Consider the following 13,819-nt stretch of genomic DNA (forward strand, 5'->3'; position numbering starts at 1 on the left):
AAGATTATGACAAACCTAATTCAAAACGTAAAAGACGCATTCAACTCCGTACTTTCTTATGCTCCAACACACATTGTTCAAGCGCCGGGTCGTGTGAACTTAATTGGTGAGCACACCGATTATAACGACGGTTTCGTACTGCCTTGTGCGATTAACTACCAAACGGTAGTGGCTGCAGCAAAGCGTGATGACAATATCGTTCGTGTCGTGTCGGTTGATTATGGCAATGAAACCGACGAGTTTGATATCACTCAAGAGATCACATTCCAAGAAAACAAAATGTGGGCAAACTACATTCGTGGCGTAGTGAAATGCTTAATCGGGCGTGGTTTTGAATTTAAAGGGGCTGATATTTCAGTTTCAGGTAATGTCCCTCAAGGTGCAGGACTTAGCTCATCAGCAGCACTTGAAGTAGTTATTGGACAAACATTTAAAGAGCTATATGACCTAAATATTAGCCAAGCAGAAATTGCCCTAAATGGTCAACAAGCAGAGAATGAGTTTGTTGGTTGTAATTGCGGCATTATGGATCAAATGGTTTCAGCAGAAGGTAACGAAAATCACGCGATGTTACTGGATTGTCGCTCATTAGAAACCACAGCAGTAGCAATGCCAGAAGACATGTCAGTAGTTATTATTAACTCAAACAAAAAACGCGGTTTAGTGGATTCAGAATACAATACACGTCGTCAGCAATGCGAGGAAGCTGCGCGTATTTTTGGCGTAAAAGCTCTGCGTGATGTGTCAATTGCAGAGTTCAACGCAAAAGCACATGAATTAGATGAAATGGTCGCAAAACGTGCGCGTCACGTGATTACAGAAAATGATCGTACCGAAGAAGCTGCAAAAGTGTTAGCGTCTGGCGATATGAAACGTATGGCTGTATTAATGGCAGAATCCCATGCCTCTATGCGTGATGATTTTGAAATCACAGTTAAAGAAGTCGATGCGCTAGTTGATATCGTTAAAAACGTGATTGGTACAGAAGGTGGCGTTCGCATGACGGGCGGTGGTTTTGGTGGCTGTATCGTTGCTTTAGTGCCACCAACATTGGTTAATGAAGTAAAAGCAGCAGTTGAAGAGTTGTACGAATCGGCAACGGGTTTAAAAGAATCTATTTATGTGTGCCAAGCAAAAAACGGCGCAGGTCTGGTTGAAAGAAACTAAAGGACAAGGCAAGACATGACAGAACAATCAACCTTGTTCGAAACTATGACAAAGGAGGCGGCCAGCGATGGTCGCCTTGCTCAGTTATTCGAACTTAAAAATGAAAATGGAATGCGTGTTGTATTTATGGACATTGGTGCAACCTGGTTAAGCTGTAAAGTGCCAGTAAAAGGTAAACTACGTGAAATATTGCTTGGCCAATCAACAATGGCTGACTTTGAAAAGCAGCAAAGCTACATGGGCGTTACGGTTGGTCGATACGCCAATCGAATTGCTAATGGTAAATTTAAAATTGATGGTACTAAATATCAAGTAGATACCAACCAAGCAGGCAATGTCTTACATGGTGGGCCTGAAGGGTTTGATAAGCGTCGTTGGGTAGTACTAGAAGAAACCACTAATAGTGTTGAATTTAGTTTAGTTTCTCCAGATGGCGATCAAGGTTTTCCTGGCGAGTTAAGGGTTAACGTAAAATATCAATTAACAGATGATAATGAAGTTGTGATTAGTTATAGCGCAAAAACAACTAAACCAACGCCAATTAATTTAACTAATCATGCGTATTTTAACTTGCTTGGTGCTGACAGTGAGTATCTCGCTCTTGATCATATATTAAGCATTAATTCAGAAGAATTTGTTCCAACTACTGATGCAGGTATACCTAAAGGGCAGTGGAAAAAAGTCAAAAATACCAATTTCGATTTTACGGATCCAAAAGTTATTTCCCAAGACTTCATGCTCGATAAAGACCAAGAAAAAGCCAAGGGCTATGATCATTCGTTTGTACTTAATAAAGGCTGCTCGAAAGGTGAGTGTGCAGCAAGCTTAACGTCACCAGACAGTTTGGTTACTTTACACCTATTAACAACTAAGCCTGCGGTGCAATTATATACAGGCAATTGGCTTGCAGGAACACCGAATAGAATAGATGGCAAATATCAAGATTACTCAGGTATCGCATTAGAAACACAATTCTTACCAGATACAATTAATCACCCAGAATGGCCTCAGCCAAGTGCTATTTTATCGCCTAGTGATACTTATCATTATGAAACCTGTTATCAATTTATTGTATAAGTAGATGTACGATCTATAAGAAATCCCTAATCATTAACTGGTTAGGGATTTTTTTATTCACAAATTAATGAGGCTTTGATCATACTTAGCCATGCTTTTTTATGAAAAAGTGCCTATGCTGATTATAGTTAATAATTATAATTGATAAATTAAGCGCTAGGTATTTTATGAGTAAAGATATGTCCTTAAAGAAAAAAAGCATATTGGCATTAGGCTGCTATGTTTGTTTTTTAATCGCTATTATCGGAAGTATCACTTATTACGTTGTTCAATCACCTATTCGTTTTAATTTAGAAAATAATCTTGATGTAAGAACTCAACTTTTATCACGAGAGATAGATGACCCACTGAGTCATTCTCTTTCAACATTGCACGCCCTAGTTGGCGTTGTTGTTAGTGGCTATTCTCCCGATGTAATTCAAAATATGCTCTCTTCTGTGCTTAAAGAAAGCGATGACATCATTATTAGTGGTGGGATATGGCCTGAGCCTAATACATACATACCTTCTAAACGTTTAGCCAGTGTGTTTTTTGCACGAGATGAACAGGGAGGGATTAAGTTGATTGACGATTATAATAAACCGAGTGCATCACCCTATCAAAATGAATCTTGGTATGTATCTGTTGCCCATGAGAACAGCGAGCAACGAATTTCATGGTCTGAGGTTTATATTGATCCTTTCACTAAACAGAAAATGATCACGGCTTCTCAACCTTATTTTAATGAAGGGAGGTTTGTTGGAGTGGCAACCATAGATATCTCTCTTAAAGGGTTAATCAGTGTTATTGAATCCCAAGCTGAGAAACACAAATTAGGTATTATCATTAAGAATGCTGATATCACTATTGCAGAATATAAATTTAACGTGCAAGAAGACATGTATATAGTGAAACATACGATGGAAGATTTTAATTGGGAAATTAATGTTATTAATTCTTATCGAACGGTTTCTGATGAAATTTATGCACAGATAATTAATATTGAATTAGGTATTGTTCCTATTTTATTACTGTGTGTGATTATGGGTTATTACATCATTAATCGCAGTTTAATTAATCCGATTATCTTAATATCAGATCAGATTAATGAAACCGACTCGAATGAAAAAATAGACATTAATTATTCTTACAAAGATGAAATTGGTAATTTGATCTCCTCGTTTAACAAGAAAACAGAATTTCTTGAGATAGAGAAAATTAAAGCAGAATCATCAACTAAAGCGAAGAGTTCTTTCTTAGCTAACATGTCCCATGAGATCCGTACTCCATTAAATGGCATTATTGGTATGTCTGATATCTTGGCTGAAACAGCGTTAAATCCAGTGCAGACTGAATATTTACATACCATAGAAACCTCATCTCAAACCTTGCTCCTATTGATTAATGACATTCTTGATTTATCTAAAATAGAATCAGGTAATCTGGTATTGGTGCCACAACAATCTCATGTTGCAGAAGTTGCCTACGACACACTAACGGTTGTATTAGGAAAAGCATCAGATAAAGGGTTAGCGTTGCAGGTTGAACTTGCGCCAAATTTACCTGATATCGTGATGTTAGATGAGCATAGGCTACGCCAAGTACTGATGAATTTATTGTCTAATGCGGTTAAGTTTACTCAAAATGGCGCCGTGATTTTATCTATTAATTATGAAGAAAAAGCTGACTCACGAGGGACGTTGTTTTTCGCAGTAAAAGATACTGGTATTGGTATTAGTAAAGATAAGTTAAAACAAGTATTTGAACCGTTCACTCAAGAAGATAGCTCTATTACACGCCAATTCGGTGGAACAGGGCTAGGGCTAGCGATTTGTCGTCAGTTAGTTGAATTGTTAGGCGGTGAAATTAAATTAGATTCAGAAAAGGGATTTGGAAGTAAGTTTTACTTCACGCTTGATGTTGACGTTGTTGAATCAAATATTCCTAAACTAAAAGAGTGTAGTAGTACTAAGTGTCTGATTATTAGTAATAATAAAACCTATGCTTCGCAGTTAAATATGGAGTGTAATCAATTAGGCTTATCTCCTGTAGTTGTGCGAAATAGTGATGATATTCAAACTCAAGCTGCAAATTATGATGTGATTATATATTGCCAAGATACATTAACCTCTACGCTTAAAAACGTAGATAAAATAAATGAATTAACTCATCGACCAGGTTTGATTATTTGTCGAAAACAAGCAGATGAGAAAGCTGATTTTAAACATACTATTGATGGATTGATAATTTATCCTCTGCTTGGAAAACGATTCAGTAAAGTGATGAAACAAGCCATCATATCTGCAAAAAATAGACATAATGAGGAAGATGCCATTCCATTGAATGGAGTCTCTCCAGATGACGTTCCTGCTGAAGCAGAAAATAATAAAGTAGAAGAGAAAGCGATACTGGTTGTGGAAGATAACTTAATCAACCAAAAAGTTGCTTCATTACTACTGAAAAAAGAAGGTTTCCGTGTTGATTTAGCGAATGATGGCCAAGAAGCTGTCGAAATGATCAAAGCACAAACGACGACTTACTCATTAATTTTAATGGATTGTATGATGCCCGTGATGGATGGGTTTGCTGCAACTGAAGCGATTCGAGCGTGGGAACAAACACAAATTCAAAAGCGTTTACCAATCATAGCACTGACAGCAAGTGTTTTTGTTGAAGATATTGATAAATGTTATCAATCAGGAATGGATGATTATGTCGCTAAGCCGTTTAAAAAAGAACTCATCTTAGAGAAGCTTGAAGCTTATACATAGCTGAATTTTAAATCTAAATAATAAAGAGAAAAGGCCAAGTATATTTATATTAATGACTTGGCCTTTTTTGGATAAGACAGAGATAACGGATTAATTAGTCTTAGCTACCGAGTCGCGTTTGATCAAAGAAGCCTTAAAAATGGTCCCTTTAATTGTTGTGTTATTTTCTTTTGCTAAGGCCAGAGAGAGCTCTGCAGCTTGTTCTGCCATCGCTTGAATTGGATAATCCATGGTACTGAGTTTTGGATGAAGATATTTAGCAATCAACCCATTATCAAACCCCATTAAAGAGATCTTATTAGGCACTGCGATGTTATGTTCTTCTAATGTCGATAATGCGCCAGCAGCCATGTAGTCGTTATAGCAAACAGCAGCGGTGAAATTTATGTCTTTATTCAATAGAGTTTGCATTGCGACTGCACCACCTTCATCTGTGGGCTCGGCAGCAGAAAATAACATATCGTTTATTGATAAATTATGCTTCTTCAATGCTGTGACATAGCCAAAGTGACGTTGGTGGCTATCATCAATATCTTGACTAGAATTAATATAAGCAATGTGTTGGTGTCCATTTTCTATTAAGTACTCTGTAGCAAGTAGTGAGCCTAGCTCATTATCAAGAGAAATACAGCGTTCAGCTATTTCAGGGATATGGCGATTAATAATTACCAGTCCTTTTACTTCATTAGCAAACTGGACTAGCTCTTCATCACTTAACCCTTTTGAGTGAATAACAAGAGACTCACATCGATTGTTAATTAACAATTCAATCGCCTCTTTTTCGGTTTGGGCATCGTGATAGCCATTACCAATTAATAAATGTTTATTGTTGGCTCTTGCAATGCCATCGACCGCTTTGATTAAGGAACCAAAAAAAGGATCAGACACATCTGCAACCACGACACCAATCGTATTAGTACTTTTACTTACTAAGGCTCTTGCATTGGCATTAGGTCTATACCCTAATTTGGTCATTGCAGCATTGACGGATTCTATTGCTGCTTTACTTGCTTTAGGTGATTTATTTACCACACGAGAAACAGTGGCAACAGATACGCCAGCTTCTTTTGCTACATCTTTAATGGTTGCCATAATTGCTGTTTAAACCTTGTAGTTTGATCGAGTTAAAATTTTAGTAAATTTTTAATGGTGTTTTCTTGCTCAATTGTATTTTGTTGATAATGTAAACGTTAACATTAAGCCAAGCCTAAGGATAAAGTAAAATGGAAACAATTGCATACGGTGATTTTGCAAAATTAGATATTCGTGTTGGAAAAATTACACAGGTAAAACGTCACGATAATGCAGATAAACTTTACATCGTACAAATTGATGTGGGTGAGCAAAGTCTACAAACAGTGACGAGTTTGGTTCCTTATTACACTGAAGAAGAATTAATGGGCAAGCAAGTTGTTGTCTTATGCAATTTAGCTAAAGCGAAAATGCGTGGTGAAACGTCAGAGTGTATGTTGCTGTGTGCTGAGACTGAAGATGAATCAGAAAGTGTGCTATTAACTCCTGAGCGTTTGATGCCAGCAGGGGTTAAAATCGTCTAATGTAATATCAAGCCCAGTCATTCTTTGGGTATTCTTACCCGTTAAGTAACTTAATTGGTTATCAATTAACTACAAAAGAATAAAAGTCTAGAAATAAGCTATTTCTAGACTTACCTCGTTCAAGCTTTTATTTTTAATAGCGATCTTCTCTTATTTAGATTAAATATTATTCAATTGCTATTGATGCAGTATGAATAATCATCAATTTCTATCTTGTCAGATTTATTTATCCGTTTATTTTATATTTTTCGCTATTTAGTGCTTTAATTCACATTTTTATCTTCATGAAGTCTTTTGTTGTTAACTTATTGTTACTTAATGAGGTATGGTTTGGTTAAATTTCAAGCTGTAATCATAAATTAAAAAGGATTTTATATGCAAGGTATCGTTGATTTCCTCAATAGCATAATCTGGAGCCCAGTATTGATTTATCTCTGCTTAGGTTCCGGTCTCTTTTACTCAATTCAAACCCGTTTTGTTCAAATTCGTCATTTTAAAGAAATGTGTCGTTTACTGGTATCAAACAAAGAATCAAGCAAGGGTATAAGTTCGTTCCAAGCATTAGCCGTATCACTGTCTGGTCGTGTTGGTACTGGTAATATTGCGGGTGTTGCTGCTGCTATTGGCTTTGGTGGCCCCGGTGCGGTTTTTTGGATGTGGGTTGTTGCTTTCTTAGGTGCTGCGACGGCGTATGCTGAATCAACGTTAGCTCAGATTTATAAAGAAGAAGATGAAGGGCAGTTCCGTGGTGGTCCAGCTTATTATATCGAAAAAGCAATGGGCCAAAAATGGTACGCGTGGATTTTTGCTATTGCGACTATCTTTGCATGTGGTGTGTTACTTCCCAGTGTGCAATCAAACAGTATTGGTAATGCAGTAGAAACTGCGTTTGGTACTGGTGGCATGATTGATACTGGTATTGGGGTATTTAGTTTTGCTAAAATCTTTACTGGTGCTGTGATTTCAGTGATCCTTGGCTTCATCATCTTTGGTGGCGTTAAACGTATCGCTCATTTCACCCAAATTGTTGTGCCTTTCATGGCATTGGCATACATCATTCTTGCTTTTGTTATTATCCTATTAAACATTTCTGAAGTACCAACAATCTTTGGGATGATCATCGGTGATGCCTTCACTCCAATGGCCGGTTTTGGTGCCGCAATTGGTTGGGGTGTTAAACGTGGGGTTTATTCTAACGAAGCGGGTCAGGGGACGGGACCTCACGCTGCGGCTGCTGCGAGTGTTGAGCATCCTGCACAGCAAGGTTTGGTTCAATCGTTTTCTATTTACATCGATACTTTGTTAGTTTGTTCCGCTACCGCATTTATGATCTTAATTACAGGTACTTATAATGTTCACGGCAGTGGTGAAGAGGTATTTTTAGTACAAAATCTAGCAGCGAATGTTGGTGCAAATGGCCCGATGTTTACTCAAATGGCGATTGAGAGCACGCTACCTGGTATTGGTAAAATCTTTATTGCTTTTGCTCTATTCTTCTTTGCTTTTACTACTATTCTTGCTTACTACTATATTGCAGAAACAAACATTGCTTACATTCGTCGTACGTTTAAAGTCGATGGCATGATGTTTATACTTAAAGTCGTAATTATGTCTGCGGTATTCTACGGAACCATTAAAACGGCAAATCTTGCATGGGCGATGGGTGATGTGGGGGTTGGTTTAATGGCATGGCTGAATATTGTGGGTATTTTAATTATCTTCTTTATGTCTAAGCCTGCACTTAAAGCGCTGAAAGATTATGAAGAACAGCAAAAAAGAGGTGTGACAACCTATACTTTTGACCCCGTGAAATTAAGTATTAAAGGTGCAACATATTGGGAAGGAAAGTTAGAGAGAAATAAGAACAAATCTAGAGAGAAGTAACTATCTAGTTTAATAAATTAATTTAATAACGCCATCAATTATGATGGCGTTTTTTGTAGGGATGGATCCGTACAACTGATATAAATTTCTGGTTTAACGAACTTGATCTACTATGGAAATGTTAAAAAATATGAATGATTAGATGTGAAAATTAAGGCTTTAAATCAACACTCACTCACAAAAATAGCTTTCACATTCAATAATCTATTTATATAAAGTTTTACTCTTATATTAAATTACTTATTATATGAATATTTTAGTTCCGCGAGTTATTAAGCATCTTAAATAAATTATTTAACTTAAGGTTGATATGCATCATGAAAAACTAGTGCATATATAAATAATCGTAAGGTTAAATGTTTACAGATATAAATACGTAATTTGATATAAGGATATATTATGAAAATTACAGGTGTTAGTTTGATATCCGTCCTCAAATGGAGATTACTATCGTTCAGATATAGTTCATTTTTATTTGGTTTTTTAAAGCTTATAATCTATTTTTTGTCTGTGATCTTATGCTCATTATCTACTGCTTCTCTTTCATCAGAGATAGATCCTTATAGTGGTATTTATAGAGGAGATTCAGCTTATATTATTATTAAAAATCATAATGGCCGCTATTTTGGTAGTGCATCTTCTGGTTCAGTTGAGTTATTTATTTATGATGACGGTAAATTTAGAGCGAAGGATATCACCATTGATATAACTGGATATTTTGAAGATAAAATAGAAGGAAGGTATCAGAAAAAAATGGTTAGTTTATTTGGTGTTCATTCTGTATATGAACGAGTAGATCTTCCACAGGACGAATTCATACCTGTTTTATATGGCTCAGATAAACAAATGACAAACTTTAGTAGTTCAGATATAGATGTCTGTGACGATAGCTATCCTGCCTCGTCATTAAATAATACGACTGATAAATATGAAAATATTGATGCGCTTATTTCTAAAGTTGAAAAAGGAAGGAATGTTTATAAAAATATTGATAGTTTATTAATTTTGAAAGATGGTCAATTAGTTGTGGAACGTTACTTTAATGGATGGAATGCTGACGAGCCACATATGATTCAATCAGTAAGTAAAAGTCTAACTTCATTATTAGTTGGTTCAGCGATTAAAGAGAATAAAATAGTGGATGTAAAGCAAACACTTCCACTGTTATTACCTGATTATAAAAAATACCTTCATGATGGGAAAGAAAAAATAACATTACAGCATCTTCTTACTATGTCGGCCGGACTTTATTGGAATGAATGGGATACTTCTTACTCTAATCCTGAAAATATTCGTCATAAAGAAATATTCAGCGAAGACTCTGTCGCATTTACTCTTAAACAACCTCTTGTTGAAAATCCCGGTGATAGGTTTAATTATAGTGGTGGTTTTGTTTCTATTGTCGGTGAAGTTATTAGTCAAGCAACAAATCAATCACCGATGAGTGAGTATACTAAGGAAGGTCCACTTTCAGCGCTTTGTTTTAAGAATGCTTACTGGCTTAAGCAAAATGATAATCGTACCAATGTAGCTGGTGGTGCTTTTTTAAGACCAAGAGATATGTTGAAAATAGGACAACTTGTGCTTAACGATGGTAATTGGAATGGTAAACAACTTGTAGATAAACATTATCTCATTGAATCAACCGAGCCTCTTATTGATACAAATTTAACAGGGAAAAAATATGGCTATTTTTGGTGGAATACAACATTTTATGTAAATGGCAAAAAATATCCTGCGATTTTAGCACAAGGTTATGGTGGGCAAGATATTGTTGTTATTAAAGAATTAAATTTAGTTGTTGTTAAAACAGCGTCTAATTTTAATTTCCCTTCTCTTATTGGAAAAATTATGAGAGTGCATGTTATTCCTGAATTTGAGAACTAAAAATAATAAATGTGTCGCACTTTAATGTTTTATTTGTTCATAATTATCATGTAGTTATTAGTTTAATGATAGAGTCTTCAGATAATCTATCTGAAATAACTATTTTGAAAAGATATCCATATAAAATAAATACAGTGTTAAGAAAGACATATTCGTCAGTTTTAATGATAATAGCTTTGCTATTGTTTAGCTTATTTTCGTCATCTGGAGATATATTGGGGATATGCATAGGTTTACTTGTATTGATTATTATTGGTGGTTTTGGGTGTACCTCTTATAAAGAATATGAAGTAGAACAAAGGATCTTGGATAAAGAACATTTTATTGAAGTTTTTGAGGATGGAATCCTCTTTCACATTGAAGATCCAACAAACCACCACTATTTTGATAATGCTAGATATTCATGGGAGCAAGTATTGGCAATAGATATAAGTAATTATCGTTCTGGAACGAACTTGGTTTTTAAACTTAAAGAAAGTATGATTTTTATTTGCTTCACTAATTTATTGAATGCTAATCAACTATTTAAAGATGTAGAAGATAGACTCGGTAATGTAGAACATAAATAAGAAAAACGGCCCAAATATTAAGGCCGTTTTTTATCTTTAGTTTTTATAGAACCGCGTTAATCGTATTATCGACAATGTCTACGGATTGAGTTATTTCATGTCCTACTGCTGAGGGATACCAAACTTCGACCCAAATCTTATCAACGTGATTGGGTAGCATGACGCTAGTTTGAAATTCTGTCTCATCATTCATTGGGGTGATAATGAATTGAGAGGTGTGATCGACAACGCCATCCTTAAATTCACTATATAGAGACATAAAGCCTCGTTCACTTTGAGAGCTTGCAACAGAGAGGGTGATACTGACTTCTCGTTCTGTTGAAAAGGTAAAGCCTTCTGGTATTGATAATTCACTTGTTTTTATGCCATTTTCACCTTCAGCTGCTGGAAGTGTTGATGCTGGAGTTGTTGATCCAGACCCTGCGCCTTCATCAGAAGAAGAACCAGATGACGAGTCACTACAGGCGGCAAGAAAAGTGAGAGCTGTAATGCTTAATAAGAAATTAATATTTTTCATGGAGCCTCCTTGTTAGTCATCTGTTGACCAAGTTTTATCGCCATTTGGATTTAAATACCATGTAGGTTTCGAAATCCCCCCTGAGGTTGCCCACTCGGCAAAGTCTGGATATGCATTACTTATATCGATGTACTCTGATGGATGATTCCAAGATGATGAAATCAAGATCCCCCAAGGCAGATTACTCGTCGTACGGTAGTATTTACTGCTTGTTGAATCAGAGTCATCGTCAGCAGTACCATAGAAATCCCCAACTAAAGTACCTCTTGTTGTTGGTGGAAAATCTGAGGTGTGAATTTCTAATTCTTTACCCGGAGAGGTTGTGAAACTATCTCCATGATATGAGCCATGACCCGGACCAAAAATAAATGGGTCCCCGCCATTAAGTGGCATTAATGAGCTAACACTAGGTTCGCTTCCTTCGTTGAATGGAAGAGAAATACTGAACGTCATTTGCTCTGACTCTAATGATGCACTGCATGATGGATTTGTTCGGTGGAATTGGCACTCTCCATTAATTGGTATGTCATTAAGTAGGTTTAACGAGGCGACTACAACTAGGTCTCCGGATGGAGAAGCGATATCTTTATCTTCACCTGTAAATGGTGAAATATTTGGACGTGTTCCCCCATTTTTTTCTAATCGAGCTAATTGAAGATTAATATCTGATTCTGCAAAACCGTTAAGTTTCCAACCTAAACCATTACCATAAGATGCGCCATACGCCGTAATAGTACCGGTAAGATCAAAGCGTAGTACCTCGTCATCCTTGCTTATAATTGTGGTTCGGTAATAGGTAACGACATCATTAAGGTCGAAGTCCCCAGTTTCTGGCCAGTTATCCTCAAAAGCGGCGGTATAGTAGTTCGAATGTTGAATTGTTGTTCCTGGATCTGTAACACTGAATACATAATCTTCGACCTCACCATCACCAGCGTATCCATCACTTGGTATGTTCGGACTACTAGATAAACGAAAACGAGTTTGAACGGAGCCAATCACAGCATCACTGTCTACTCGTATTGGAATAATTTGTTGTCCGTTAATAACCGCATGATTTTTGATAATTTGCTCACCTTCATCAAAAGTCCCACTCATGTCCCAATCGGCCCACGCTTGTAGATAACCACTACCGAAAGCGTTTACTCTGATTAAAGAATCTAAGCCTTTTTCTAAGCTTGTTAATACAGTAATACCATCGTCATCGTTACCACCAACATCAAGATCGTCGCCATTAGAAGCGATACCCGGTTGGCCATCAGTATCGGCATCAATGCTGCTTCCTAAATATAAACTAGAAGAGAGTGCATGTTCGGCCCCATTACTTGCTTGTAATGTACCGTAGCTGTCAGGGGCATCACCAAAATCAGATTGGTCTGAACTCGTTACTGGTGGTATGAATTGGTCTAAGTCCCAATTACCATCAAAAGCGGAGAAGATAGGGTTTGGAAAAGGGCTTCCGCTTGTGGTGACCGTTTCAAATTGGAGTGTGACGATAGAAGTATTTTTGAAGGTAAATTTAACCGCACCTGATGTATCCGTCTCACTGTAGTTTGTCCCAGGTCCCGTGAATAATACGGATTGTCCGTCAACACTTTCTTCGGCAGTTAAACTTGCGCCCGCTGAGCCTGTTTGATAACTATAAAACCCTTCATTTTTAAACACTCTAACTTGTTCTGATTGGACAGGTTCACCATCAATGTCGTAACCAATCATGTCAAATTCAGGTACGGTATAAGGCACAGAAAATGTACCAGATAAACCATCAGTACCATCATAAAACTCAAAGGTATAAATTAGACCTGCTGAGCCTGGGGAGTTAACTTGATAGAGAAAGCCTATATCTCCTTCTGGTTGGCCTCCACCATCTTTATAGTTTGGAGTGTGGAATAGAAAAGTGGCGTCACCAAATATTTCACTGCTTACTTTGGCATCAATGGTTTTTCCATTATGAGTACCAACATTAAGGAAATGCATTACAGGACCGTTATAAGAAGGCCCAAAGCTATTGCTTAAGTTTGTTGATTCTATATGGTTTGAGAAATCTAAATCTACAGAGGTTGCATAGACGGGCGCACTCGCTAAAGTAAACGCTATAAGGGAAAAAAGCTGTTTATATTTCATAATAAGCCTCTACTTTTACTTGAATGAGGAAATGCCCTCAACACAATTAATAGATACATAAACTTGAAATTATGCGGTAAATAAAAACAACGAGAATTTTCCAATGAGTGAACTCAGCATAAGTTGTGGTAACTACTTCTTGCGAGCAGTAATTTGTTAATTCCTTTAACGTACCGTTTTCTTCAAGTAATTAGGATGAAGCAAAATACATACCATCAATATTATTATCTGGATAAATTTAGTTTTTAATAATTAAAACGATTAAATATCAATTGGTTATTTGTTTTA

Annotated in this window: 10 protein-coding genes; 7 read left to right on the forward strand and 3 right to left on the reverse strand. The window is 36.6% G+C overall.

The features are described from left to right. Positions 1-6 precede the first annotated feature (6 nt). The 3 genes from galK (at position 7) to BTO23_RS13810 (ending at position 4,994) form a co-directional block, all read left to right on the forward strand. On the forward strand, positions 7-1,167 hold the full coding sequence (galK, locus tag BTO23_RS13800) for a galactokinase (RefSeq protein WP_061003808.1): 1,161 nt from the start codon (positions 7-9) through the stop codon (positions 1,165-1,167). Between the two features lie 15 nt (positions 1,168-1,182). After that, complete coding sequence (gene galM, locus BTO23_RS13805) at positions 1,183-2,244, forward strand: galactose-1-epimerase (protein ID WP_105063803.1); 1,062 nt, start codon at positions 1,183-1,185, stop codon at positions 2,242-2,244. Positions 2,245-2,411: 167 nt separating this feature from the next. Further along, the gene (locus BTO23_RS13810; protein WP_105063804.1) at positions 2,412-4,994 is read left to right on the forward strand and encodes a hybrid sensor histidine kinase/response regulator; all 2,583 of its coding nucleotides are present in this window, start codon (positions 2,412-2,414) and stop codon (positions 4,992-4,994) included. Positions 4,995-5,084: 90 nt separating this feature from the next. Here the strand turns inward: BTO23_RS13810 and BTO23_RS13815 are convergent, their stop codons facing one another. Further along, positions 5,085-6,086, reverse strand: a complete 1,002-nt coding sequence (locus BTO23_RS13815; RefSeq protein ID WP_060992303.1) for a substrate-binding domain-containing protein — start codon at positions 6,084-6,086, stop codon at positions 5,085-5,087. A 131-nt stretch (positions 6,087-6,217) separates the two neighbouring features. Between BTO23_RS13815 and BTO23_RS13820 the strand changes: the two genes are divergently transcribed. From BTO23_RS13820 to BTO23_RS21370, 4 genes are all read left to right on the forward strand, one after another. After that, positions 6,218-6,550, forward strand: a complete 333-nt coding sequence (locus BTO23_RS13820; protein WP_061003812.1) for a tRNA-binding protein — start codon at positions 6,218-6,220, stop codon at positions 6,548-6,550. 375 nt (positions 6,551-6,925) lie between these two features. Next, complete coding sequence (locus BTO23_RS13825) at positions 6,926-8,434, forward strand: alanine/glycine:cation symporter family protein (RefSeq protein ID WP_105063805.1); 1,509 nt, start codon at positions 6,926-6,928, stop codon at positions 8,432-8,434. 399 nt (positions 8,435-8,833) lie between these two features. Then, the gene (locus BTO23_RS13830; RefSeq protein WP_105063806.1) at positions 8,834-10,321 is read left to right on the forward strand and encodes a serine hydrolase domain-containing protein; all 1,488 of its coding nucleotides are present in this window, start codon (positions 8,834-8,836) and stop codon (positions 10,319-10,321) included. A 242-nt stretch (positions 10,322-10,563) separates the two neighbouring features. After that, positions 10,564-10,890, forward strand: coding sequence for a hypothetical protein (locus BTO23_RS21370; protein ID WP_105063807.1), 327 nt, complete (start codon positions 10,564-10,566; stop codon positions 10,888-10,890). Between the two features lie 43 nt (positions 10,891-10,933). On the opposite strand, the gene BTO23_RS13840 is transcribed toward BTO23_RS21370, so the two are convergent. Both BTO23_RS13840 and BTO23_RS13845 read right to left on the reverse strand, forming a co-directional pair. Further along, a complete protein-coding gene (locus tag BTO23_RS13840; protein ID WP_060992309.1) occupies positions 10,934-11,407 on the reverse strand; it encodes a hypothetical protein in 474 nt (157 codons plus the stop codon). A gap of 12 nt (positions 11,408-11,419) precedes the next feature. Then, complete coding sequence (locus BTO23_RS13845; RefSeq protein WP_105063808.1) at positions 11,420-13,531, reverse strand: LruC domain-containing protein; 2,112 nt, start codon at positions 13,529-13,531, stop codon at positions 11,420-11,422. Between the last annotated feature and the right edge of the window lie 288 nt (positions 13,532-13,819).

This window comes from Aliivibrio sifiae (assembly GCF_002954715.1).
GTDB lineage: Bacteria > Pseudomonadota > Gammaproteobacteria > Enterobacterales > Vibrionaceae > Aliivibrio > Aliivibrio sifiae.

Bases quoted from the DNA above. Each gene is read 5' to 3' on its own strand.
- galM (WP_105063803.1), top strand. From the start codon at position 1,183: ATGACAGAACAATCAACCTTGTTCGAAACTATGACAAAGGAGGCGGCC.
- BTO23_RS13815 (WP_060992303.1), bottom strand. From the start codon at position 6,086: ATGGCAACCATTAAAGATGTAGCAAAAGAAGCTGGCGTATCTGTTGCC.
- galK (WP_061003808.1), top strand. From the start codon at position 7: ATGACAAACCTAATTCAAAACGTAAAAGACGCATTCAACTCCGTACTT.
- BTO23_RS13830 (WP_105063806.1), top strand. From the start codon at position 8,834: ATGAAAATTACAGGTGTTAGTTTGATATCCGTCCTCAAATGGAGATTA.
- BTO23_RS13810 (WP_105063804.1), top strand. From the start codon at position 2,412: ATGAGTAAAGATATGTCCTTAAAGAAAAAAAGCATATTGGCATTAGGC.
- BTO23_RS13840 (WP_060992309.1), bottom strand. From the start codon at position 11,407: ATGAAAAATATTAATTTCTTATTAAGCATTACAGCTCTCACTTTTCTT.
- BTO23_RS13845 (WP_105063808.1), bottom strand. From the start codon at position 13,531: ATGAAATATAAACAGCTTTTTTCCCTTATAGCGTTTACTTTAGCGAGT.
- BTO23_RS13820 (WP_061003812.1), top strand. From the start codon at position 6,218: ATGGAAACAATTGCATACGGTGATTTTGCAAAATTAGATATTCGTGTT.
- BTO23_RS13825 (WP_105063805.1), top strand. From the start codon at position 6,926: ATGCAAGGTATCGTTGATTTCCTCAATAGCATAATCTGGAGCCCAGTA.